This is a genomic window from Cobetia sp. 4B (assembly GCF_018831605.1).
Lineage (GTDB): Bacteria > Pseudomonadota > Gammaproteobacteria > Pseudomonadales > Halomonadaceae > Cobetia > Cobetia amphilecti.
Genome location: NZ_CP059843.1, coordinates 3,102,297 through 3,125,546 on the forward strand (window position 1 = coordinate 3,102,297; position 23,250 = coordinate 3,125,546).

General features: G+C 64.3%; 20 protein-coding genes. 8 read left to right on the plus strand and 12 right to left on the minus strand.

The genetic code is table 11. From position 1 onward, the window contains the following. Window positions 1-126 precede the first annotated feature (126 nt). On the plus strand, window positions 127-627 hold the full coding sequence (gene rraA, locus H2O77_RS12795) for a ribonuclease E activity regulator RraA (protein WP_043331314.1): 501 nt from the start codon (window positions 127-129) through the stop codon (window positions 625-627). 91 nt (window positions 628-718) lie between these two features. Here the strand turns inward: rraA and H2O77_RS12800 are convergent, their stop codons facing one another. Together H2O77_RS12800 and ppsA are read right to left on the minus strand one after the other, a co-directional pair. After that, entirely contained in the window at window positions 719-1,999 is a 1,281-nt protein-coding gene (locus H2O77_RS12800; RefSeq protein ID WP_215823241.1) for a dicarboxylate/amino acid:cation symporter, read from the minus strand. 400 nt (window positions 2,000-2,399) lie between these two features. Then, the gene (gene ppsA / locus H2O77_RS12805) at window positions 2,400-4,787 is read right to left on the minus strand and encodes a phosphoenolpyruvate synthase (RefSeq protein WP_043331316.1); all 2,388 of its coding nucleotides are present in this window, start codon (window positions 4,785-4,787) and stop codon (window positions 2,400-2,402) included. Window positions 4,788-5,182: 395 nt separating this feature from the next. Here ppsA and H2O77_RS12810 point away from each other — a divergent pair, with 395 nt between their 5' ends. Continuing rightward, complete coding sequence (locus tag H2O77_RS12810) at window positions 5,183-6,016, plus strand: pyruvate, water dikinase regulatory protein (RefSeq protein WP_043331317.1); 834 nt, start codon at window positions 5,183-5,185, stop codon at window positions 6,014-6,016. 102 nt (window positions 6,017-6,118) lie between these two features. Next, a complete protein-coding gene (locus tag H2O77_RS12815) occupies window positions 6,119-6,406 on the plus strand; it encodes a pyrimidine/purine nucleoside phosphorylase (protein ID WP_043331318.1) in 288 nt (95 codons plus the stop codon). A 158-nt stretch (window positions 6,407-6,564) separates the two neighbouring features. On the opposite strand, the gene H2O77_RS12820 is transcribed toward H2O77_RS12815, so the two are convergent. From H2O77_RS12820 to H2O77_RS12850, 7 genes are all read right to left on the minus strand, one after another. Beyond that, window positions 6,565-7,944, minus strand: coding sequence for an MATE family efflux transporter (locus H2O77_RS12820; RefSeq protein ID WP_215823242.1), 1,380 nt, complete (start codon window positions 7,942-7,944; stop codon window positions 6,565-6,567). Window positions 7,945-8,064: 120 nt separating this feature from the next. Then, window positions 8,065-8,478 carry a rhodanese-like domain-containing protein gene (locus H2O77_RS12825; protein ID WP_107336265.1) on the minus strand — a complete coding sequence of 138 codons (414 nt, stop codon included), beginning with the start codon at window positions 8,476-8,478 and terminating at the stop codon, window positions 8,065-8,067. Window positions 8,479-8,541: 63 nt separating this feature from the next. Continuing rightward, window positions 8,542-9,456, minus strand: coding sequence for a 3-hydroxyisobutyrate dehydrogenase (mmsB, locus tag H2O77_RS12830; protein ID WP_215823243.1), 915 nt, complete (start codon window positions 9,454-9,456; stop codon window positions 8,542-8,544). A gap of 85 nt (window positions 9,457-9,541) precedes the next feature. Next, entirely contained in the window at window positions 9,542-10,726 is a 1,185-nt protein-coding gene (locus tag H2O77_RS12835) for an enoyl-CoA hydratase/isomerase family protein (RefSeq protein WP_215823244.1), read from the minus strand. Further along, window positions 10,723-11,541 carry an enoyl-CoA hydratase gene (locus tag H2O77_RS12840; RefSeq protein ID WP_215823245.1) on the minus strand — a complete coding sequence of 273 codons (819 nt, stop codon included), beginning with the start codon at window positions 11,539-11,541 and terminating at the stop codon, window positions 10,723-10,725. The genes H2O77_RS12835 and H2O77_RS12840 overlap by 4 nt, the downstream gene beginning before the upstream one ends. Window positions 11,542-11,594: 53 nt before the next feature. Continuing rightward, entirely contained in the window at window positions 11,595-12,761 is a 1,167-nt protein-coding gene (locus H2O77_RS12845; RefSeq protein ID WP_043331325.1) for an acyl-CoA dehydrogenase family protein, read from the minus strand. A 177-nt stretch (window positions 12,762-12,938) separates the two neighbouring features. Beyond that, window positions 12,939-14,522 (minus strand): CoA-acylating methylmalonate-semialdehyde dehydrogenase, encoded by a 1,584-nt coding sequence (locus tag H2O77_RS12850; RefSeq protein ID WP_215823246.1) that lies wholly within the window; start codon window positions 14,520-14,522, stop codon window positions 12,939-12,941. A 314-nt stretch (window positions 14,523-14,836) separates the two neighbouring features. Between H2O77_RS12850 and H2O77_RS12855 the strand changes: the two genes are divergently transcribed. The 3 genes from H2O77_RS12855 to H2O77_RS12865 all read left to right on the plus strand — a co-directional run bounded on the left by H2O77_RS12855 (window position 14,837) and on the right by H2O77_RS12865 (window position 18,405). Continuing rightward, window positions 14,837-15,358, plus strand: coding sequence for a MerR family DNA-binding transcriptional regulator (locus H2O77_RS12855; RefSeq protein ID WP_346428186.1), 522 nt, complete (start codon window positions 14,837-14,839; stop codon window positions 15,356-15,358). Window positions 15,359-15,715: 357 nt separating this feature from the next. Further along, window positions 15,716-17,413: an AMP-binding protein gene (locus H2O77_RS12860; RefSeq protein WP_215824603.1), complete on the plus strand. Its 1,698-nt coding sequence runs from the start codon at window positions 15,716-15,718 to the stop codon at window positions 17,411-17,413. Next, window positions 17,410-18,405 (plus strand): class I SAM-dependent methyltransferase, encoded by a 996-nt coding sequence (locus H2O77_RS12865; RefSeq protein ID WP_215823247.1) that lies wholly within the window; start codon window positions 17,410-17,412, stop codon window positions 18,403-18,405. Before H2O77_RS12860 ends, H2O77_RS12865 begins: the two co-directional genes overlap by 4 nt. 426 nt (window positions 18,406-18,831) lie before the next feature. On the opposite strand, the gene H2O77_RS12870 is transcribed toward H2O77_RS12865, so the two are convergent. The 3 genes from H2O77_RS12870 to H2O77_RS12880 are packed head-to-tail and all read right to left on the minus strand — an operon-like array spanning window position 18,832 to window position 21,304. Further along, window positions 18,832-19,794, minus strand: a complete 963-nt coding sequence (locus H2O77_RS12870) for a biotin-dependent carboxyltransferase family protein (protein ID WP_215823248.1) — start codon at window positions 19,792-19,794, stop codon at window positions 18,832-18,834. Next, on the minus strand, window positions 19,791-20,537 hold the full coding sequence (locus H2O77_RS12875) for an allophanate hydrolase subunit 1 (RefSeq protein WP_054555508.1): 747 nt from the start codon (window positions 20,535-20,537) through the stop codon (window positions 19,791-19,793). Before H2O77_RS12875 ends, H2O77_RS12870 begins: the two co-directional genes overlap by 4 nt. After that, window positions 20,537-21,304 carry a 5-oxoprolinase subunit PxpA gene (locus H2O77_RS12880; protein WP_153636297.1) on the minus strand — a complete coding sequence of 256 codons (768 nt, stop codon included), beginning with the start codon at window positions 21,302-21,304 and terminating at the stop codon, window positions 20,537-20,539. The genes H2O77_RS12875 and H2O77_RS12880 overlap by 1 nt, the downstream gene beginning before the upstream one ends. A 282-nt stretch (window positions 21,305-21,586) precedes the next feature. Here H2O77_RS12880 and H2O77_RS12885 point away from each other — a divergent pair, with 282 nt between their 5' ends. Continuing rightward, window positions 21,587-22,027 carry a VOC family protein gene (locus tag H2O77_RS12885; RefSeq protein ID WP_215823249.1) on the plus strand — a complete coding sequence of 147 codons (441 nt, stop codon included), beginning with the start codon at window positions 21,587-21,589 and terminating at the stop codon, window positions 22,025-22,027. Between the two features lie 132 nt (window positions 22,028-22,159). Further along, entirely contained in the window at window positions 22,160-23,071 is a 912-nt protein-coding gene (locus H2O77_RS12890) for a LysR family transcriptional regulator (RefSeq protein WP_215823250.1), read from the plus strand. Window positions 23,072-23,250: the final 179 nt, after the last annotated feature.

Below are 23,250 nucleotides of genomic sequence, written 5' to 3' on the forward strand. Positions count from 1 at the left end.
CTTAGCCCTTCGCAGAGATGCAAAGCCTTGGCGTATCGGGCATTCTCGGAGTTGTGGCATTGCAGCAATCAAAGCGCTCCGTCCCTCAAGCGGCCTGCCCCGGCCGCCCAGCACAAGGAATCCGACATGACGCATCCCATCTCCACCCCCGACCTCTGCGATGAGTTCCCCGACGTGCAGGTGCTCGAGCCACTGTTCATCAACTACGGCGGCGTCGAGTCCTTCGGCGGCGAAGTCGTGACCATCAAGTGCTTCGAGGACAACTCGCTGGTCAAGGAAGCCGTCGCGGAACCCGGCGCAGGCCGCGTCCTGGTCGTCGATGCCGGCGGCTCGATGCGCTGCGCCATGCTGGGCGACATGCTCGCCGAGCAGGCCGCCAAGAGCGGCTGGGCCGGCGTGATCATGTATGGCTGCATCCGCGATGTGGATGAGATCCACGCCACCAATCTCGGCGTGCAGGCATTGGGCTGCTACCCACGCCCCAGCATCAAGCGCGGCGAAGGCCAGCGCGATATCCCGGTCACCTTCGCCGGCGTCACCATCGTGCCGGGCGACTATCTCTACGCCGACAACAATGGCGTCATCACCGCCAAGGAAGCGTTGATCCGTACCCAGCCGACTCCCTGAGTCGCCGTCTCGCGCCGCGGTGCACGCCGCAATGAAAACGCCCCCGCAACCAGGCAGGTTGCGGGGGCGTTTCGCGTTCAAAGTCGCGGACTCAGCGAGTGCTGGCAGGCTCAGCGGTCTGTGAGCCGGCCTGAGCACTGGCCTGAGAGGCCGCAGCCGCATCGTCGGCACGTGCGAAGCAGTCCACCACGGCGGCGCAGGCAGCGTCACCGGTGATGTTGAGCGCGGTGCGCGTCATGTCGAAGATACGATCCAGCGCGAACAGCAACGGCAGGCCTTCGATGGGAATACCGGCAGCCAGCAGCACAGCGACCACCAGGAACGACGGCCCCGGCACACCGGCCTGACCGATGGCACCCAGAGTCGCGGTGAACACGATGGCGGCGTAGGCGGAGAAGCCGAGGTCGACATTGAAGACCTGGGCGAAGAACATCGCCACCAGCCCGTAATAGATGGCATTGCCGCTCATGTTGATGGTCGCGCCCAGCGGCAGCACGAAGGCAGAGGTGGCGTTCTTGAGGCCCAGCTCCTTCTCGCAGACTTCCATGTTGACCGGCAGGGTCGCCATGGAGGACGCCGTGGACAGCGCGACGGCCTGCGGCTTCTTCATCGCGGACATGAAGCGACCCAGCGGCACGTCAGAGCCGAACTTGACCACCAGCGGGTAGAACACGAAGCCGTAGATGAGGATGGCGCCCATGTAGACGAGGAACAGCTTCATCACCAGCGTCAGTACATCGAAGCCGAAGGTGCCGACGGCGTCCGCCATCAGGCCGAAGACGCCGATCGGCGCGATCAGCATCACCACGTTGATCATCCACACGAAGGCTTCGATGACAGTGTTCAGGCCTTCGATCAGCGGCTTGCCACGCTCACCGGTCTTGGACAGGCCAATGCCGAGGAACAGGCAGAACACCAGAATCTGCAGGATATTGGCATCGGTAAGTGCACCGAAGATATTGGTCGGCACCATGCCCAGAATGGTGTCCATCACGCCCGGCACGCTGCCCTTGTCAGCGTAGGCATTGGAGAACATGCCCTTGGCGCTTTCCAGGTCCACTCCGCTGCCCGGCTGGAAGACATGCCCCATCACCAGCGCCAGCATCACGGCCACGGCAGAGGTCAGCATGAAGAAGGCGAAGGTGGAGATACCGATCTTGCCGGCAGAAGGGCTGTCGCCCAGATTGGCGGCTCCCGACACGATGGAGACCGCGATCAGCGGCACGACCAGCATCTTGATCAGGTGAATGAACAGCTCACCCAGTGGCGCGAACATCGAGGCGTCTTCGCCCATGTACGCCCCGACACCTGCACCCAGGATCATGGCGATGACTACCTGGACGCCGATGTTTTTCCATAAAGACTGTTTCACGTTACGACTACCTTGGATTGTGTCTGAAAGGTCGGTTGTTGCGTGCCACCGCAGTGCTGGCTACCGGTGAGGCCTGCCGTCATAGTCACCATGGATTCATTGCCACCATGGATATTGTGGTCAGCGGGGTGGCTGGGATTATAAATGACTGCCTTTTTTACATAAGGTAGAAAGATAATCATTTAGTCGCGCAAGCGAGATCATTTTGTTGCCATTTGTTACCAACTGACGTCTTTGTGCTGCTTTCTCCCCCATTGGTCTAATGCTTGAGCTGACCAATCATTCAGGTTTCAGGCACGAAACGAAAAGCGCCCACCGCACATTGAGTGCGATGGGCGCCCTGGGTGACAACGACCGTCTGCGCCTCAGCGCGTCAGGTCACCATCCTGGGAAGCCTGGGTTACACCAGCTCCTTGTCCGCCAGCATGAACCAGGTTTCCAGCACGGAATCCGGGTTGAGGGAGACGCTGTCGATGCCCTCTTCCATCAGCCACTTGGCCAGCTCCGGATGGTCCGACGGGCCCTGACCACAGATGCCGACGTACTTGCCCTGCGCCTTGCAGGCACGGATCGCCATCGACATCAGCTGCTTGACCGCCGGATTACGCTCATCGAAGAGGTGAGCGACGATGCCGGAGTCGCGATCCAGCCCCAGGGTCAGCTGGGTCAGGTCGTTGGACCCGATAGAGAAGCCATCGAAGTGCTCGAGGAACTGATCCGCCAGCAGCGCGTTGGTCGGCAGCTCGCACATCATGATGACGCGCAGGCCGTTCTCGCCACGTACCAGACCATTCTCGCCCAGCAGCTTGATGACCTGCTCCGCCTCGCCGGTGGTGCGCACGAAGGGCACCATGATCTCGACGTTGGTCAGCCCCATCTCGTCACGCACGCGCTTGAGGGCACGGCATTCCAGATCGAAGCAGTCGCGGAAGGTGTCAGACACGTAGCGCGAGGCGCCACGGAAGCCCAGCATCGGGTTCTCTTCGCCCGGCTCGTACATCTTGCCGCCGATCAGGTTCTCGTACTCGTTGGACTTGAAGTCCGACATGCGCACGATGACCTTCTGCGGATGGAAGGCGGCCGCCAGGGTGGAGATGCCCTCGACCAGCTTGTCGACGTAGAAGTCGACCGGGCTTGCGTAGCCGGCGGTGCGCGCATCGATGGTCTGCTGCAGATCGATGGGCAGGGTGGCGTAGTCGAGCAGCGCCTTGGGGTGCACGCCGATCATGCGGTTGATGATGAACTCGAGACGCGCCAGGCCCACGCCGGCATTCGGCAGACGCGAGAAGCTGAAGGCGCGGTCCGGGTTGCCGACGTTCATCATGATCTTGAACGGAATCTCCGGCATCTCGTTGACGCTGGTGACGGTGCGATCGAAGTTGAGGATACCGTCATAGACATGACCGGTATCGCCTTCGGCGCAGGAGACCGTCACTTCGCGGCCTTCGGCGAGCACCGAGGTCGCATCGCCACAGCCGACCACGGCCGGAATGCCCAGCTCACGCGCGATGATCGCCGCGTGGCAGGTACGTCCGCCACGGTTGGTGACGATGGCGGAGGCGCGCTTCATGACTGGCTCCCAGTCCGGATCGGTCATGTCGGTGACCAGCACGTCGCCGACCTGCACCTTGTCCATCTGTTCCGGGTTGTCGATCACGCGCACCGCGCCCTGGCCGATACGCTGACCGATGGCACGCCCGGTGACCAGGGTGCGGCCCTTCTCGCGCAGCTGGAAGCGCTCGAGGTTGCCACCCTCTTCCTGGCTGACGACCGTTTCCGGACGCGCCTGGACGATGTAGAGCTTGCCGTCGTCACCATCACGCGCCCATTCGATATCCATCGGACGCTGGTAGTGCTTCTCGATGATCATGGCCTGGCGCGCCAGGGCCTCGACATCGGCATCGCTGATGCAGAAACGGTGGCGGTCCGGCACCGGCACGTCGACGGTCTCGACGGAGCGACCCGCACTGGTGTCGTCGGTGTAGACCATCTTGATCAGCTTGGAGCCCAGGTTGCGGCGCAGTACCGCCGGGCGGCCAGCGGCCAGCGTGGTCTTGTGGACGTAGAACTCGTCAGGATTGACCGCGCCCTGCACCACGGTCTCGCCCAGGCCCCAGGAGCCGGTGACGAAGACGGCGTCGCGGTAGCCGGATTCGGTGTCCAGGGTGAACATCACGCCAGAAGCGGCCGTCTCGGAACGCACCATCTTCTGTACGCCGGCAGACAGCGCGACCAGTGAGTGATCGAAGCCCTTGTGCACGCGGTAGGAAATGGCGCGGTCGTTGAACAGTGACGCGAACACCTCGTGAACCGCGCGCTTGATGTTGTCGAAGCCTTCGATGTTGAGGAAGGTTTCCTGCTGACCGGCGAAGGAGGCGTCGGGCAGGTCTTCCGCGGTAGCGGAGGAGCGCACGGCGACCTTCAGGTTCGGGTGCCTGGCCTGAAGCTCAGCATAGGCACGTTCCATCTCGGCCTCGAAGGCCGGCGGCAGCGGCGTGTCGATGATCCACTGACGAATCTCGGCACCGACGCGCGCCAGTTCGACCACGTCGTCCACATCGAGGGCATCGAGGGCGGCATTGATACGCTTGTCGAGGCCTTCGTGGGCTAGGAATTCGCGATAGGCATAGGAGGTAGTCGCAAAGCCGCCGGGCACGGTGACACCGGCATCGGCCAGATTGGAGATCATCTCACCGAGCGAGGCGTTCTTGCCGCCAACGCGATCAACATCGTTCATGCCGAGCTGATCGAAATCGACGACGTATTCGGATGTGGCTTGCTGTGACAAGGGAACCCCCTGGTACCAATGGATGGAAACGAATGACCGATGGAGGACGATGAACCGCCTTCCGTTCAGCAATGACGCCACCCTAACAAGCTCTCTCTAGTATTAGCCATTGGTCTAACCGGCTAGTCAATGGAGGAGGACTACAACCCTGAGCCTGTTTCAGACGTTCTGTCGCCATCGTCGGCGAACATGTCGACAAGCCAGGAACGGCCGCTACAGGAATGTAGTCATGAGGCGCTTTTGTAGAGAACGGGAACACGGGATTTCTCATATCGCGCCACTGGCCCTGTGCCGGATATTGCAAGCTCGACAGTGAACACCGACACTTGGGGTCTTCACGGGGCAACAGCCTGAGCGGGCTGGTGTCTTCGATTCGTTCTTCACGAGTGCCCGTCATGACCCGAACCGCCTTCTTCATTTCCGATGGCACCGGCATCACCGCCGAGACACTGGGACGCAGCCTGCTCGCCCAGTTCGAGAATACCGACATCCGCATGGTGACCAAGCCCTACATCGATTCGGCCGAAAAGGCGACGGCACTGGTCAAGGCCATCGAGAGCGCGCATGCCAATGACGGCGAGCGCCCGATCATCATCGACACCATCGTCGACCAGAACATCCGCGACATCATCTCCGAATCCTCCGGCTTCAAGGTCGACATCTTCTCGACCTTCCTCAAGCCGCTGGAAGAGGAACTGGACACCCACTCGTCCTACAGCGTCGGCAAGACCCACTCCATCGGGCAGGACGACGTCTACATGAATCGCATCGATTCCGTGCATTTCGCCCTCGACAACGATGATGGCGCGCGCACGCATCAATATGACAAGGCCGACGTCATCCTCATCGGCGTCTCACGCTGCGGCAAGACGCCGACCTCGCTGTATCTGGCGCTGCAGTTCGGTATCCGCGCGGCCAACTACCCTCTGACCGAGGATGACCTGGACGAGTCCGGCACCCTCAAGATGCCCGCCTCACTGGCGCAATATCGTCACAAGCTGTTCGGGCTGACCATCGACCCGCGCCGTCTGGCCGCCATCCGCACCGAGCGTCGCCCCAACAGCCGCTACTGCTCGATCGACCAATGTCTGCAGGAAGTCGAGCAGACCGAGGCACTCTTCCGCCGCTCCAAGGTGCCCTACATCGATACCACGCGTTTCTCGATCGAAGAGATCTCGACACGCATGATCGCCGAGACCGGCCTGGCACGCCGCTTCTCACCGCGCTGACCCCGACGCCAGATCATCACAAGTCGAACACAACAACACACGTCGACCACGACGACAGACATCGACCACAACAACAGCGCTACTCACCCAGGAAATCCTCACATGTTCAACACCAACCACTACTTCGACGGCCAGGTGGCCTCCATCGCCTTCCAGAGCGCAGACCTTCCTGCCACGGTCGGCGTGATGGCCATCGGCGAATTCGTGTTCGCCACCAGCCAACGCGAATACATGACCCTGATCAGCGGCGACATGCAGGTACTGCTGCCGGGCGCGGAAGAATGGTATCAGCTCGCCGCCGGTGAAAGCTTTATCGTCGAAGCCAACCAGAGCTTCGAGGTGCGCACCACGGTCGAATCCGCCTACCTGTGCAAGTACGAAGACGCCTAAGGCACTGGTAAGCAGCCGCCTGAGGCACTGGTAAGCAGCCGCCTGAGGCACTGGTAAACAAAGCCCAAGGCGCTGAAAGCCAGACATGAAAAAGCCGCCGTACCCTCTCGGGTCACGGCGGCTTTTTTCGTCACGACAGCAGTCTCTCGCTACCAGGCTCAGGTGCGCTGCCTGAGGACCGAGCGCAGCGCCAGATAACTGATGCCGCCCATCAACAGATAGCTTGTCGCTACCCCGGCAAAGATGCCGATCACGCCATACAGGGCACCGCCCAGCCAGGCCAGCGGCACCAGCAAGGCGAACAGACGCACCAGCGAGAGCATCATCGCGCGGCGCGGCTTGTGCAGCGCATTGAGGCTGGAATTGGCGAGAATGATCACGCCCTGTGCTCCGAGGGCGGCGGGTATCAGCCACAGATAGGTGCTGACCAGCCCCGCGACCTCCCGGCTCTCGGCGAAACGCGCCGCGATCCACTCGCTGCCCAGCCCGAGCCCCAACCAGACGACCAGCTGCCAGACGAGAATGAAGGCCAGCACGCCGTGTATGGCGCGCCATACACGCTTCTGCTGCCCGGCACCGTCGTTCTGGCTGATGAAGGGCGACAGCGTCATGGACAGCGCCAGCACCAGAATCAGCGCCAGCGACTCGATGCGTGAGCCGATGCCGTACGCCGCCACCGCCGCGTGACCATGCTGACTGACGATACGCGTGACCAGCGCGGTGGCAATCGGCGTCATCACGCTGGTCAGCGCGGCAGGCAGGCCGATCGCCCCGACCTCGCGCCATGACGTCACCAGCCGCGTCACGCTCAGGTGACGAAAATCGAGCCGTGCGCGCAGCAGTGGCAATGCCAGCAAGCCCAGCGTCATCGCCAGCCATGACAGCACCGTGGCCAGCGCCGCGCCCGCCACGCCCATGCCCTGCCAGTCACCGATGCCGAAGATCAGCAGCGGGTCGAGCAGCGCATTGAGCACCCCCGCCGCCGCCATCACCAGCGAGGGCACCAGCGTATTGCCCTCGGCGCGCAGCACGCTGCCCAGCACACGCGGCAGCAACACGAAGGGCGCGCCGAAATACCACACCTGCATGTAGTCGCGGATATGCGGCATCAGGGTGTCATCGGCCCCCAGCAGCCCGAACAGCGGCTCGATGCTGGCAAGCCCCAGCACCAGCATCACCAGCCCCAGCAGCAGCCCCAGCAGGCTGGAATCCGTGGTACGCGCCTTGACGGTCTCGAGCTCGCCTCGCCCCAGCCGCCGCCCCACCACCGCGGTGGTGCCGATGGACAGCCCGATGGCGATGCTGATCACGCCGAAGGTGACCGGGAAGGTCATGGTCACCGCCGCCAGCTCCGGCGTGCCCAGCTGGGCGATGAACCAGGCATCCACCAGGTTGAACAGCATCATGGTGACGATGCCGCCGATCACCGGCCCCGTCATGCGCGCCAGCGTCGAGGCGATCGGGTCGCGCACCAGATCACGCGTGCCACGCCGAGACGAGGCACGCTTGGGGGTGGCAGGGGTATCAGGGTCAGACATACAGGCTCCGGACAGAAAACGACCCCGACCGGCGAGGTGCCAGCGGGGTCGAACAGTGTAAAGCATCAGCGTGTCAGGTGAGGGGCAACGCTGGACCGCGCCGAGCCTCCCCGCGCTGCGTCAGTTGCCCTGCATGAAGGGCGAGACGACCTCTCCGCCGGCCTCACGCCAGGCCGCGAAGCCGCCCCCCAGATGGGCCACCGGCCCGAAGCCCATGTCCTTGAGCGACTTGGTGGCCAGCGCCGAGCGCAGCCCGCCGGCACAGAACAGCACATAGCGCCCTTCGCGCGCGAAGTCGGCACGGTGATAGGGCGAGGCCGGGTCGACCCAGAACTCCAGCATGCCGCGCGGCGCATGGATGGCGCCGGGGATGCGCCCTTCGCGCTCCAGCTCACGCACATCGCGGATGTCCACCAGCGTCAGCGGCGTGCCGCCGGCGCGGGCCTCTTCCAGCGCCTCGCGCAGCTCGCGGGGCGACAGGGTCTCGATCTCCGTCTCGGCGGCGGCCACCAGCTCACTGACCGGTCGAATCATGGGGTGCTCCTTGCAGATGATGTTGTCCTCGGGGTGCATGTCAGCGGCTGACGGCGTGACAGCTCACGTATCCGCCTCGCCGCAGCGATAGAAGCGCTGGATGCTCGAGAAATCGAGGCGTCCTGCGCCCTGGGCGGCATGCTGGACGAAAAGATTACGCGCCTGGGAGCCCATTGGCACCGCCGATTTCGAGCCCAGCGCCATCTCCCAGGCAAGACCAAGATCCTTGGTCATCAGATCGACCAGGAAACCGCCCTGATAATCATTGGAGGCCGGTGCGGCTTCCATCACGCCGGGCCAGGGATTGTAGACGTTGAGCGCCCAGTTGCCGCCGGATGACTGCTTCATCACCTCCGAGAGCACGGCCGGGTCCAGCCCGTTCTTGACCCCCAGCGCCAGCGCCTCGGCGGTGCCGCTCATCAGGATGCCCAGCAGCATGTTGTTGCAGATCTTGGCGACCTGACCGCTGCCGGCCGGGCCTGCGTGGAACAGATTCTTGCCCATCACTTCCAGCAGCGGCTCGGCACGCGCATAGCCGTCGGCCTCGCCGCCGACGATGAAGCTCAGCGTGCCGGCACGCGCGCCACCGACCCCGCCGGACACCGGGGCATCCATGAAGGTGATGCCACGCTCGGCGGCGTGGCGCGCGACCAGACGGGCGTCATCCGGTGCGATGGTCGAGGCGTCGATCACCAGTACCGAGGCGTCGAGCGCGGCCAGGAGGCCACCCGCACCGTCTTCCTTGTCACCGAGATAGAGCTTTCGTACGTGCTGACCGGCCGGCAGCATGCTGATCAACACCTCGACACCCTCGACGACCTCTCCGGGAGATGCCGCACGGGTGGCGCCCGCCTCGACCAGCTCGCTCATGGCCGACTCGACCAGATCGAAGACCCTTACCGCATGGCCAGCCTTGACCAGATTGAGCGCCATGGGCCCGCCCATGTTGCCGAGTCCGATGAAACCGATGGATGTCATGGCAATGCTTCCTTGTGAACAGATTCTTGTTGTCATTGGCGTCCGGCGGCATGGCCGCGCCTGCCGCCTGTACTGAAAAGCGCGTTCAGAGGTCCATCAGCGGATGCTCATCCTCTTCCCACAGCGGCGCGAAGAAGCCGTCGATGTATTCCTCGGAGACCTGGGCAATCGAGGCATAGGCCCACTGCGGCTGCTTGTCCTTGTCGATCAGCAGGGCGCGCACCCCTTCGGCAAGCTCGGTGCCCATGCAGCAGCGCACCGACAGGGTCAGCTCGTCGCGGAAGGCTTCCGCCAGCGAGGAGTGGCGATGGCGCCCCAGCATGCGAAATACCAGATGCGGTGAACTGGGGCAGCCGGCCAGCAGACGCTCGCGGTTGGCATTCAGCCACGCATTGCAGTCACTGCGTGCCTGGGGATCATCGATGATTCGCTGGCAGGCCTTCAGCACTTCGCGCCCGGCGACCAGCTGCTGAAGATGATCGAAGAGCGGCAGCACCTGCCCCGGCGGCGCCAGTTCACGGCGCTCGAACTCGCTCAGCACCTGGCTCAGATGACGCGACGGGTGACGGCCGAATTCACCCTCGCACAGCGCCTGCTTGAGCGCCTCGCGCTGTTCATCGGGAATCAGGCGTGTCGCAAGCCCCAGATCCAGCGCATCGCGGGCATTCAGCTGCGCACCGGTCGCGCCGAGATATTCTCCGATGCCACGCGGCAGGCGATTGAGCAGCCAGCTGGCACCGACATCCGGATACAGGCCGATGCTGACTTCCGGCATCGCCAGTCGCGAACTCTCGGTGACCACGCGCTCACAGCCGCCGGCGAACAGCCCCATGCCGCCGCCCATCACGATGCCGCCACCCCACACCAGCAGCGGCTTGGGGAAGGTATGCAGGCGGTGATCGAGACGGTATTCGGCGGTGAAGTAGCGGGTGGCGAAGAAATCATCCAGCGCCTCGAGGGGGTCTGCGCCTTCGCTGGCAGGCGCCGTGGTCATCGCCTGATAGAGCGCCACGATATCGCCACCGGCACACAGCGCACGCTCGCCGGCACCTTCCAGCCACACCATGGCGATGCTGCTGTCCAGCTCCCAGGCATCCAGCTGCGCCTCGATGCGCTCGATCATGGCCAGCGACAGCGCATTCAGCGAACGCGGCGCGTTCAGGCGCACGATTCCCAGCTGCTTGCCGTCACGGGCGCGACGCGTCTCGAACACCACGGGCGCCTCGACATCGGTCGCGGCCTTGGCGGTGACACCTTCTATCTGGCTCATGAGCGCCCTCCTCCCTTCACCTCTTCCTGACGCGAAACCCACTGCGGGGCGCGCTTCTCGAGGAAGGCGCTCACGCCTTCCTTCTGGTTGGGGTCATCGAACAGCTCGACGAACAGCTCGCGCTCCATGCGCAGGCCATCGCTCATGCCGCGATGGCGCGACGACATGATCAACGTCTTGCAGCGCGCCACCGCGCTCGGGCTCTGGTTGGCGACGCTCTCGGCGATCGCCAGCGCGCGCTCGAAGCTCTGGCCGGTCTCGACAACCTCTTCCGCCAGCCCGATGCGACCGGCGGTTTCGGCGTCTACCTGTTCACCACACAGGATCATGCGCTTGGCCCAGCCTTCGCCGACCAGCCACGGCAGGTGCTGGGTGCCGCCCGCACACGGCAACAGCCCCACCTTGGCCTCCGGCAGCGCCAGCCTGGCCTGACGTTCGACGATACGCATGTCACAGGCCAGCGCGCACTCGAGCCCGCCGCCCATCGCGTAGCCGTTGACGGCGGCGATCGTCACGCCCGGGAAGTTGGCCAGCCGCTCGAAGGCCAGCCCGAAGCGACGCGCCATGGTGGCGGCGACACCCTTGTCACCATCGGCGAAGGTCTTGAGATCGGCGCCGGCGGAGAAGAACTTGTCGCCCTCACCGGTGATCACCACCGCACTTATGCTGCCATCGCCCTCCAGCTCGTCGAGCAGCTGCTCCAGCTCGATCAAGGACGCTTCCGTCCAGGTGTTGGCCGGCGGGTTGTTGATGGTGACCCGGGCGATATGACGATCCTTCTCGAGAACGAGGCATGGCCCTTGACTGGATGACATCATGTAACTCCCTGAAAGATGGTAACCAATGACGAATTGAGGTGGAGGCGGCGTTACGCCAGCGACTCGATCATGCCCGGCGTCAGAAGTCGGCGCGCGATGATCAGACGCATGATCTCGTTGGTGCCTTCCAGAATCTGGTGCACACGGGTGTCACGCACCAGTCGCTCCAACGGGTACTCGCGGATATAACCGTAGCCGCCATGCAGCTGGAGTGCCTGATTGCAGACCTCGAAGCCCATGTCGGTGGCGAAGCGCTTGGCCATCGCACAGTGGGCGCTGGCCTCGGCGTCGCCTTCATCGAGCTTGAAGGCCGCCAGCCGCACCAGGGTGCGCGCCGCGGTCAGTTCGGTGGCCATGTCGGCCAGCTTGAACTGCAGGGCCTGGAACTGGGCCAGCTCGCGCCCGAACTGCTTGCGCTCGCCGAGATAATCCCGCGACAGCTCCAAGGCTTTCTGGGCCGCGCCCAGTGAGCAGGTGGCGATGTTGATGCGTCCGCCATCCAGCGCCTTCATCGCGAAGCGGAAGCCCTCGCCCTCCTCGCCCAGACGATTGGCCGCCGCAACCCGCACGCGATCGAAACTCACCAGCCGGGTCGGCTGGCTGTTCCAGCCCATCTTGTCTTCCTTCTTGCCGTAGCTGATGCCCTCGGCGTCAGCCGGCACCACGAAGGCCGAGATACCCGCCGCGCCGCTGTCCGGCTCGCCGGTGCGCGCCATCACCACCAGCACGTCCGTGGCGCCGGCACCGGAGATGAACATCTTGGAGCCACTCAGATAGTAGTCATCGCCCTCACGCTCGGCGCGGGTGCGCAGGCTGGCGGCATCACTGCCGCTGCCCGGCTCGGTCAGGCAGTAGGAGCCGAGCTTGTCGCCCGCCACCATCGCCGGCACCCACTGCTCGCGGCAGCTGTCCGTGGCGAAACTGGCGATCATCCAGCCCACCATGTTGTGGATGGTGATGTAGGCGGTGGTCGAGATGCAGCCGGTCGCCAGCTGCTCGAGAATGATGGAGCTGTCGAGGCGCGGCAGGCCAAGGCCGCCATGCTCCTCGGGGACGTAAAGCCCCATGAAGCCGGCCTCGCCCGCCTTGCGAAGTGTCTCGATGGGGAAGTGGGCCGTGGCGTCCCACTCGGCGGCATGCGGGGCAAGCTCGGCATCCGCGAAGGCACGCGCCCCCTCCTGGAGGGCACGCTGGTCATCGGTCAGCGAAAAGTTCATGCAGCTGCCTCCTGTTGTCCTTGTTCTGTCGGCCCGGGTCTATCGCCCGGGCCTATCAAAGCGGCTCAGCGCATCTGAGGAGCCATCAGCGCATTTGAAGAGCCCTCAGCGGTCTTGTGAAGAGAGCCCTCGGCGGTCTTGTAAAGAGAGCCCTCAGCGGTGTTGTAAAGAGAGCCCTCAGCGCATCTGGATCGAGAAGTTGGGCTGATTGCCCTCGGCCGGCGCATCGTCGAACCAGCGCGCCGTCACCGTCTTGGTCTCGGTATAGAAGCGCACCGCCTGCTTGCCATAGGCATGCAGATCGCCGAAGAAGCTGCCGCGCCAGCCGGTGAAGGAGAAGAACGGCAGCGGTACCGGAATCGGCACGTTGATGCCGACCTGACCGACCGCGATCTCGTTCTGGAAGCGCCGCGCGGCGCCGCCGGAGCGCGTGAAGATGGAGGTGCCGTTGCCGTAGGGGTTGTTGTTGATCAGCTCGATGGCCTCGGACAGGTCCGCCGCCTCCATGCAGCACAGCACCGGCCCGAAGATTTCCTCGCGATAGAGCACCATTTCCGGCGTCACCTTGGAGAACAGACACGGCCCCAGCCAGTTGCCGTCGGGATAGCCCGCCACCGAGACACCACGACCATCCAGCAGCAGCTCGGCGCCTTCCTGCTCGCCCTGCTGGATCCAGCCGGTCACGCGCTCCAGCGCCTGCGGCGAGATCAGCGGCCCGTAGCTGGCGCCCTTGTCATCCCAGGCGCCGGGGCGCACCTCGGCCAGCGCATCGCGCACCCGCTCGATCAAGACCTTCGAATCACCGACGAAGACCGCCACCGAGATCGCCATGCAACGCTGACCCGCCGCGCCGACACTGGCACCGACCAGCGCGTTGACGACCTGGTCCGCCGGGGCGTCCGGCATGATCACCATGTGATTCTTGGCCCCGGCGAAGCACTGGGCGCGCTTGAGGTTGTCAGTGGCGGTGCGATAGATGTGCTGACCCACCGGCACCGAGCCGACGAAGCTGACGGTGCGCGGAATCTCGTGGGCGAGCAGATGATTGACCTGATCGCGCCCGCCCTGCACCACGGTCAGGATGCCCTCGGGGGCACCCGCTTCCATGAACAGCTCCGCCAGCCGCAGCGTGGTCAGCGGCACCTGCTCGGACGGCTTGAGCACGAAGGCATTGCCACAGGCGATGGACAGCGGGAACATCCACAGCGGTATCATGGCGGGGAAGTTGAACGGCGTGATGCCTAAGCAGACGCCCAGCGACTGGGTCACGGAATAGCTGTCGATGCCGGTGGCGACGTTCTCCACCGTCTCGCCCATCAGCAGACTCGGAATGTTGGCGGCGTGTTCGACCACCTCGATGCCGCGCCACACATCGCCCTTGGCGTCCTCGAAGGTCTTGCCCAGCTCGTGGGAGATGATCTCGGCCAGCTCGTCATGATGCTGCTTGAGCAGATGCTGATAGCTGAGCATCAGGCGGGCACGGGTCGGCACCGGCGTGTTGCGCCAGCGCTGGAAGGCCTGTTCGGCGTGGTCCAGCGCTTCATCCAGCTCACTCAGCGGTGACAGGGGCGCGCGGGCGATCTCGCCGTTGGTGGCCGGGTTGGTGACGCTCAGGTGCTGATCGGCGCGACTTTCGACAAAGTGACCATTGATCAGCTGAGGCAGCACCAGCGGCGCGCTGTCACCGGCGACCACGGCGCGCAGGCGTGACAGCAGCTCCAGTGAACCGGTAGTAGAGGGCGTGAGAGACGTCGAAGACATGGCGTGGCATTCCTGTGGCTGTTGTTATTGGGAGGAAGACAGTGTGTCAACAGAGCCGAAGTCGTCAGGCGAGCCGCCTTGCAGAGCTGAAGACGTTGTGCAGAACCAGGCCGTCCTGCAGAAAACGGCAAGCCGAGACTGTGATCTGATTCAACCTAGCATCTGCTTGGTTGGCTGCAAATACTATTACCCTTTACGTTAACGTAAACAATGCTAGTCTGTAGAAAATTCACGGCCAGACGCCGCTGGCACCCACTGCGCCAAGGAGCATTCCCCGCTCCTTGGCGCGCACAGCATCCGGAGCGGCAGCGCCCATGACAGATACGATGATGACCCCAAGTCCTGACCCCAAATCCCGGGCAACGCCTGATGGCGCGACACACGATACCGGCGTGGAGTCCCTGCTGAGCACCACCAGCACCAGCGACGCCATCCGTCCGACCCAGCGCACCTGGAGCATCGGCGAGCTGGCACGCCATTTCGACGTGACCACGCGCACCATCCGCTTCTACGAGCAGGAAGGTCTGCTGCACCCGGAGCGACGCGGTCAGACGCGCGTCTATCGCGACAAGGACCGCGTGCGTCTCAAGCTGACCCTGCGCGGCAAGCGACTGGGCTTCTCGCTGGCCGAGATTCGTGAAGTGGTCGACCTCTACGACGCCGCCGACGGCGGTGGCGAGAAGCAGCTCACCCGCCTGCTTGGCATCCTGAGCGAAAAGCGTGAGGGCCTTGAGCGACAGCTGCGCGATCTCACCGCCATGCAACGCGAGCTGGATGACGTCGAGACACGTGCCCGCGAAGCCCTCGCCCGCCTGGCCGGCGACAGCGAGGGCTGATTGGAGTCAACAACACCAGAACCCACTCGCGCCAGCAGCAGCTATATAACTGCCGGCTACACAAGTGACAGCGACTAGACTGACTGTAGATAACTGTCTGTCGAAAACTGACCAGCGCCTCACGAGTGCGGGCGACAGCAGACTGCCGGAGAGCAGCGCGTCGCCCGCTGACCTCACGACAAGACGACAGCACGACCAGACGACAAAAACGAAAAGAACGAAAAGAACAACAACACTGCGTCACCGCCTCCCTGAGGCGGCTCCCCCTGACAAGCCTTGCCTCACCAATAACAACCAAGGACACAGGAAAGCACCATGTCACAGGACGCCATCGCCACACGCCAGCCTGCCAGCGAAATGGCACACGCAAGCCAGTCAGCCAGCTATCTCAGCGCTACCTCCGACACACCACTGATGGGAGAAACCATCGGGGATTGCCTCGATCGCATCTGCGCGCGCTGGCCCGAGCGCGACGCCCTGATCAGTCGCCATCAGGGACTGCGCTACACCTGGGCCGAACTGCACACAGAGGTCGAGCGCGTGGCGCGCGGCCTGCTGGCGATGGGCATCGAGCGCGGCGACCGCGTCGGCATCTGGGCGCCCAATCGCGCCGAATGGACGCTGATCCAGTACGCCACCGCCAAGATCGGTGTGGTGCTGGTCAACCTCAACCCGAGTTACCGCGGCCATGAACTGGCCTACGCCCTCAAGCAATCCGGCGCGGCGACGCTGATCTTCCAGTCCCGCTTCAAGGCGTCCGACTATGTGGCGATCCTCGAGGAGCTGTTCCCTGAGGCCAGGGAGGCTCGCGGCCGTGATGGCATTCACAATGGCGCGCTGCCGGACCTCAGGCGCCTGATCTGCTTCGAGGCCGAGGATGCCCTGCCCGGCATGCTCAACTGGCAGGATGTGCTCAGCGGTGCCGATAGCGTCCCCGTCGAGACACTCGGCGAGCTGCAGGCCAGTCTGACCTTCGATGACCCGATCAATATCCAGTACACCTCCGGCACCACCGGCGCCCCCAAGGGCGCGACCCTCTCGCACCACAACATCCTCAACAACGGCTTCTTCGTCGCCGAGCGCATGAATCTCAGCGAGCACGACAAGCTGGTGATGCCGGTGCCGCTCTACCACTGCTTCGGCATGGTGATGGGCAATCTGGGCTGTCTGACCCACGGCGCCGCCATCGTCTATCCGGAAGCGGGCTTCGATCCGCTGGCCACCCTGCAGGCGGTCAGCGAGGAAGGCGCCACCGCGATGTTCGGCGTGCCGACGATGTTCATCGCCGAACTCGAACACCCGCGCTTCGCCGAATTCGACCTCACCAGCCTGCGCACCGGCACCATGGCCGGCTCCATCTGCCCCATCGAGGTGATGCGCCAGGTCATCGAGCGCATGCACATGCGCGAGGTCACCATCGCCTACGGCATGACCGAGACCAGCCCGGTCAGCCTGCAGACCACGCGTGAGGCGCCGCTGGACAAGCGTGTCTCCACCGTCGGCACCCTGCATCCGCATCTGGAGATCAAGATCATCGACCCTGACAGCGGGCGCGTGGTGCCAGTCGGCGAGAAAGGCGAGCTGTGCACGCGGGGTTACAGCGTGATGCTGGGCTACTGGAACAACCCGGAGGCCACCGCCAAGGCCATCGATGCCGGCCGCTGGATGCATACCGGCGACCTCGCTACGCTGGATGAAGACGGCTACGTGACGATCGTGGGACGTATCAAGGACATGATCATCCGCGGGGGCGAGAACATCTATCCGCGCGAGATCGAGGACTTCCTCTACACCCACCCGGCGGTGTCGGACGTGCAGGTGATCGGCGTGCCCGATGAGCGGTATGGCGAGGAAGTGATGGCATGGGTCAAGCTCAAGGAAGGCGAGCAGCTCGATGAACCGGCGCTCAAGGCGTTCTGCCAGGGACGTATCGCTCACTTCAAGGTGCCGCGCTACATCAAGTTCGTGGAGGAATTCCCGATGACCGTGACCGGCAAGATCCAGAAGTTCAAGATGCGCGAGGCCGCGACGCAAGAACTGGGACTGGCCAGGTGAGCACCTCACGTGAGGAGGAGGATGACGCCCCCGCCACACGCCACCTGAGCAGCGCTCGTCAGCAGGTCGCCCACTATGCGGCGAGCCACCATCATGCGGCCCTCGACGAGGCGCTCGAGACGCTGATCGATGCCCACCCGAGCGGCGAACTGCCGATCATGGCACTGGCCGGGCTGGACCAACTGCATCTGGGTGGCGTGACGGGCACCCGCGAGCTGCTGGCCCTCGCCAGACTGGAACCCCAGTCGCGGGGGCTGGCGATGCTCGAACTCGGCGCAGGGCTTGGCGGGCTGGCACGGCATATTGCCAGCCAGTCGCGTAACACCGGCGCGGACCACCACATCACCACGCTGGATCTCTCGAGCAGCCTCTGCGAGCTGGCGATCGCCCTCAACCGGGCCACCGGACTGCGCGAGTCGATTCGCGTACTGGAGGGCGATGCCTGCTACCCCGAGCTGCATCCGGCACTCTCGGGCCGCCGCTTTGATCGCCTCTTCAGCCAGCACCTGCTGGTGCATCTGAGCGACAAGGTCAGCACGCTCACCCAGTGGCATGACTGTCTCGAGCAGGATGGCTATCTCCTGCTGCACGAGCCGGTGCTCAGCGTGCAGGCGCAGGCGTTTGGCGAGCGCCCTGCCCTGCCACTGCCCTGGGCACTGTCACCGCGTGGCGACCAGCTGGCCAGCTGCGAGGAGTTGCATGAGGCGATGGCCAGCAGTGGCTTCGAGGTCGATGCCCATGTCGAGCTGACCGATCAGGTGCTGAGCTGGCAAGCGCGGCGCATGCGCGAGAGCACCAGCGAGCAGCCCGGTGCCTACCGCGAGGACGCACCTGCGCCCTCGCCGGCCATGCTGGCCGCCCGCGGCCTGACGCCGGAACTGGTATTCGGCCCGGCCTTTTCCCAGATGCAACGCAACCTGATGCTGGCCCTGGAAGCCGGCTGGCTGGAGGTTCACCTGTGGCGCCTGCGCAAGCGTCCTGCCAGGCAGTGAAGGGCGCGATGAATCAGCAGAACTCACCGCAGGGATGCGGCGAGGAAAAAATTAGGAAACAGCGCTCGCAAATGACTGGCATCCGCCTGCCTCAACCGTTATTCTTGCCAGTACAGTCCCGTTCGGGGGATAAGCCGTTCGTTACCCGTCAGCATGTGAGGGTAATGTGCCCGACATGATGACCGCATTGCTTCGTGTTTCATCGATACCCACGAGTCAGTGCAACGTTTCCCGATGCTCGCGCAACGTTTCTCCGGGAATCTGTTCATCAAGGGTGTGATCTGATCAATCACTCCCAACAGCATCAAAGATTCCCTCACGGGAAAACCGAAAGGGCCTCCACTTGGAGGCCCTTTTTTTGTCTGCGCGCTTCGGTCTAATCACTCTGGCCTGCAGGCGTCGAGCTGAAAGCTCCGCTGCGGCGCATCACGACTGCCAACCGGCCAGCACCTCGAGGTGATCACGACGCGCCTGACCCGGCGTCACGGCCGCCAGTCGCACCCGGGTACCCGGCACACATTGCCCGAGCTGTGCGCAGGCCAGTGGCGTCAGCGCGCCAAGGCGCGGGTAGCCGCCGATGGTCTGGCGATCATTGAGCAATATGATGGGCTGGCCATCGGCCGGCACCTGCACGGCGCCCAGCGGGATGCCTTCGGACACCATGCCCGCTCCTTCACGCTCGAGACGCGGGCCGGTCAGGCGCACGCCCATGCGATCGGCGCGACCATCCACCGCCCATTCGCTGTTGAAGGCGCGATAGAGGCTGTCGCCACTGAACTCGGCGATCTGCGCTCCCACGACCAGCGGCAACTCGAGCGCCTCGCCTTCCCTGGGGGTCAGCAACTGCTGCCATGCCTGTGCCGACACCGGCAGCTCGCGCAGCGACAGCTCATTGCTGGCAGCCGTCAGTACATCACCGCTGGTCAGGGCTCGCCCTTCGCCATCCAGCCCGCCGAGGCCGTCGCGCACCGTGCTGGCGGCACTGCCCAGCACCGGGGCGACATCCAGGCCACCGGGGAAGGCCAGATAGGCACGCAGCCCGGCGACGGGACGCTCGAACTTGAGCTGCTGTCCGCTGGCCACCTCGAAGGCCTGACCCGGCGCGAGGGCCTCGCCATCGAGGGTCGCGGCCAGGTCCGAGCCGCACAGCGCCAGGGTGCCGGCCTGTTCGACCTTGAGCAGCAAGCCGCCGCCCATGGTGATCTCGAGGCCCGGCGCGTCATGGGCGTTGCCCAGCAGCCAGTTGGCCCAGCCCAGCGACACCCAGTCCGCCGCCCCGCCCTGGGTCACGCCCAGGTGACGCACGCCCAGACGGCCAGCGTCCTGCACCAGTGCCAGTGCACCACTGCGTTCGACGCGCAGCGTCGTCTTCGTCTTCACGTCGCTCATGCGCGTTCCTCCAGCGGGGTGACATCGCCGCCCAGGCGAACGAATTCCTCTCGGCTCACGGAGACAAAGCGCACGCGATCACCGGGCATGAAACGGCTGGACGGTTCGCCGGCCTCATTGCGCCCGAACAGCGTGATGGGCGTACGGCCCAGAATGTTCCAGCCGCCGGGTGAGCGAGACGGGTAGATGGCGGCCTGACGGTCGGCGATGCCGACGCTGCCGGGGGCGATCTTCTGGCGCGGCGTCTTGAGGCGCGGCGTGGTCAGCGCCTCTTCCAGCACGCCCATGAAGGCGAAACCGGGCGCGAAGCCGAGGGCGAACACGCAGTAGTCATGCGCCCCGTGACGCTCGATCAGCGCCTCGACGCTGATGCCCAGCCGCGCGGCGATCGGCGCCAGCTCCGGCCCGACACTGTCGTCATACCAGACGGGCACTTCATGCAGCTGGCCCTGCTGGCCACTGCCCGGCGCGAGATCCGCCAGCGCGGCCTGGATGCGGGCACGCGCCTCGCCTTCTTCCAGCGCGGCCACATCGTAGTGCAGCAGCAGCGTGGTGTAGGACGGCACCAGATCGACCAGCGCCGCGCCGAAGGCCTCACGCAGCGCACTGTCGGCGGCCAGCACCCAGGCCATGTTGGATTCCTCGATGCGATCGAACAGCCGGATGATCAGCGAGTCCATGCCGACGGTCTCGAGACGCAGTTGCGGTGACGTGCCACGGCCGTGGCTGTCAGCCCCCGCCATCAGGCACCCGCCAACGTATCGAAGGCTTCACGGATGGCGCGCACCGCGGCCACGGACTCGGCGTTGTCACCGTGCACGCACAGCGTATCGGCGGACAGCACCAGGTCACCGCCGCTGCTGTCGGTCAGCGCTTCACCACGCGCCAGCGTCACGGACTGGGCGATGATCACCTCGCTGTCGTGATGCACGGCGCCCGGCTCACGGCGCGACACCAGGTGGCCGCGTGAGTCGTAGGCACGGTCGGCAAAGGCCTCGAACCACAGCGTGATGCCCATCTCGTCGGCCAGCGCCTGCATCGGCGCGGGGTTGGCGGTCGCCATCACCATCAACGGCAGGCTGGCGTCATAGCGCACCACGGCCTGCATGACGGCGCGCAGCAGCGTCGGGTCGGCGGCCATGTCGTTGTAGAGCGCACCATGCGGCTTCACGTACTGGACGCGAGTGCCCTCGGCGCGACAGATGCCATCGAGCGCGCCGATCTGGTAGAGCAGCATGTCCTCGACCTCGGCAGGCGAACACGCCATCGAGCGACGGCCGAAGCCTTGCAGGTCCGGGTAGGCCGGGTGCGCACCGATGCGCACGTCATGCTTGACCGCCAGACGCACGGTGCGGCGCATGATGCTGGGGTCGGAGGCGTGGAAACCACAGGCGATATTGGCGCAGTCGACGAAGGGCATGACCTCTTCATCCAGACCGATCTTCCAGTTGCCGAAGCTTTCGCCCATATCGCAGTTGAGCAAGGGGAGGGAGGGAGCAGAGCGGGACATAGCGGAACCTCACAGGTCAGATCTTGTGTGTTGTTATGCCTCCACTCTATGTAAGGGGCCGCCTTGGTATCCAATCGTATTTTATGATTCGTCATATCGGTGAAATCTTTCATCATCTTGCGCCATGAAAGCACCGGCCGTGTATCGCTTGCCCGACAGGGCGCGTCATGCTTCTGTCTTGGGCGAGCCGAGCGGTGATTTCAGGGCCTGTCATCCCGCCCACCGCTTGTCTGAAGCCATTCTTTGCTCAGCCGAATCCCCAACAACAACAGGAGTTTCACCATGGCCGTCAGCGACCCGTTCCACCTCGCCATCCAGGTCCGCGATATCGCCGAGGCACGCCGCTTCTATGGCGAGTTTCTGGGCTGCCCCGAGGGCCGCTCGTCCGACAGCTGGGTCGATTTCGACCTCTATGGCCACCAATTCGTCTGTCACCTGAATCCGGTACTGGCCGACCCGGCAAGCGCTGTCGCTCAGCACCGCAATCCGGTCGATGGCCATGGCGTGCCGGTGCCGCACTTCGGCGTGGTACTGGAGATGGACGCCTGGCAAGCGCTGGCGGACCGCCTCATCGCCGAGGGCGTCACCTTCGAGATCGAGCCCCATATCCGCTTCAAGGGCGAACCTGGTGAACAGGCGACGATGTTCTTCCTCGACCCCACCGGCAATGCGCTGGAATTCAAGGCCTTCAAGGACCGCGAAAGCCAGCTGTTTCGCAAATGACGTAAGCGACCCGCGCAAGCGGGAGAGCCCACGCCCGGCCTGACGCGGGCCATGCTCCGTGATGAAAGCTGACGCCCCGCGCTGCATGCGGCAAGATGGGCGGTCTTCACGATTCATCACGGGGCATCTGCCATGTTCGACTTCAAGGAACTCGAGGCCTTCGTCTGGGTGGTCCGGCTTGGCTCGTTCCGCAAGGGCGCGACCAAGCTTCACCTGACCCAGCCCTCCATCTCGGACCGCATCAACCGCCTGGAAGCCACCGTCGGCGAATCCCTGCTGGAACGCGCCACCCGCCCCATCCAGCCCACCCTGCGCGGGCGAGAGTTCTTCGCCCACGCCGAGCGCCTGCTCAGTGGCCGCGACGAAGCCATGCGTCTGTTTCAGGAAGAAGGCGCCTTCTCAGGCACCCTGCGTCTGGGCGTGATCGAGACCATCGCCAACAGCTGGTTCCCCGCCTTCATGCGCCAGCTGGCCGAACGCTATCCCAAGCTGACGCTGGAAATGACCGTCGACATCTCGCCCTCCCTGCATCAGCGTCTGGCCGACAACGATCTCGACATGCTGTTCGCGATGGACAGCGCCGCCATGGGGCCCTACGCCACCCAGACCCCGCTGTGCACCTTCGAGATGGGCATGTTCGCCTCGCCGACCCTCGCCGGGCAGCTGGCCGAGGATGGCGAGCGCTTCGCCTCCACGCCATTCATCTCCTTCAGCAAGCAGGCGCGCCCCTATACCGAGCTGGTCAGCTATCTGTCGGAACAGGGAATCACCCAGCCCAAGGTGCACTGCACCAGCACCCTGATGACCATCCTGCGCATGAGCAGCGAAGGGCTCGGCATCGGCGTACTGCCGGTCGCCACGGTGGAGGATGTCATCAGCCACGGCGAACTGGTGCGCCTGCCACTGCAGACCCCATTGCCGCCAATGGTCTATGAAGCCATCTGGCGCAATGCCAACTATCCCGATTTCTGCGCCAGCGTGGCACGCCTCGGCCGCCAGTGTGCCGAGACTTACTCGCAGCAACACGCGCATTCCGATCCCTGATCAGGCCGCCTGTCATGCGCTGAGTCAGGGTTGATCGCGCCCTGCCTCGCATCAGATCAGCGTCAGACCAAGGTCTAACAATATCGTCAAAGGCTTTCATGCGACGACACTGTGAAAGATTTCATCGATACTACGCATCAGAATTAACGATTGGACGGGATGGCCCGTCGCTTGAAGAA

Bases quoted from the DNA above. Each gene is read 5' to 3' on its own strand.
- rraA (WP_043331314.1), top strand. From the start codon at position 127: ATGACGCATCCCATCTCCACCCCCGACCTCTGCGATGAGTTCCCCGAC.
- H2O77_RS12810 (WP_043331317.1), top strand. From the start codon at position 5,183: ATGACCCGAACCGCCTTCTTCATTTCCGATGGCACCGGCATCACCGCC.
- H2O77_RS12815 (WP_043331318.1), top strand. From the start codon at position 6,119: ATGTTCAACACCAACCACTACTTCGACGGCCAGGTGGCCTCCATCGCC.
- H2O77_RS12820 (WP_215823242.1), bottom strand. From the start codon at position 7,944: ATGTCTGACCCTGATACCCCTGCCACCCCCAAGCGTGCCTCGTCTCGG.
- H2O77_RS12825 (WP_107336265.1), bottom strand. From the start codon at position 8,478: ATGATTCGACCGGTCAGTGAGCTGGTGGCCGCCGCCGAGACGGAGATC.
- mmsB (WP_215823243.1), bottom strand. From the start codon at position 9,456: ATGACATCCATCGGTTTCATCGGACTCGGCAACATGGGCGGGCCCATG.
- H2O77_RS12835 (WP_215823244.1), bottom strand. From the start codon at position 10,726: ATGAGCCAGATAGAAGGTGTCACCGCCAAGGCCGCGACCGATGTCGAG.
- H2O77_RS12840 (WP_215823245.1), bottom strand. From the start codon at position 11,541: ATGTCATCCAGTCAAGGGCCATGCCTCGTTCTCGAGAAGGATCGTCAT.
- H2O77_RS12845 (WP_043331325.1), bottom strand. From the start codon at position 12,761: ATGAACTTTTCGCTGACCGATGACCAGCGTGCCCTCCAGGAGGGGGCG.
- H2O77_RS12850 (WP_215823246.1), bottom strand. From the start codon at position 14,522: ATGTCTTCGACGTCTCTCACGCCCTCTACTACCGGTTCACTGGAGCTG.
- H2O77_RS12855 (WP_346428186.1), top strand. From the start codon at position 14,837: ATGACAGATACGATGATGACCCCAAGTCCTGACCCCAAATCCCGGGCA.
- H2O77_RS12860 (WP_215824603.1), top strand. From the start codon at position 15,716: ATGGCACACGCAAGCCAGTCAGCCAGCTATCTCAGCGCTACCTCCGAC.
- H2O77_RS12870 (WP_215823248.1), bottom strand. From the start codon at position 19,794: ATGAGCGACGTGAAGACGAAGACGACGCTGCGCGTCGAACGCAGTGGT.
- H2O77_RS12875 (WP_054555508.1), bottom strand. From the start codon at position 20,537: ATGGCGGGGGCTGACAGCCACGGCCGTGGCACGTCACCGCAACTGCGT.
- H2O77_RS12880 (WP_153636297.1), bottom strand. From the start codon at position 21,304: ATGTCCCGCTCTGCTCCCTCCCTCCCCTTGCTCAACTGCGATATGGGC.
- H2O77_RS12885 (WP_215823249.1), top strand. From the start codon at position 21,587: ATGGCCGTCAGCGACCCGTTCCACCTCGCCATCCAGGTCCGCGATATC.
- H2O77_RS12890 (WP_215823250.1), top strand. From the start codon at position 22,160: ATGTTCGACTTCAAGGAACTCGAGGCCTTCGTCTGGGTGGTCCGGCTT.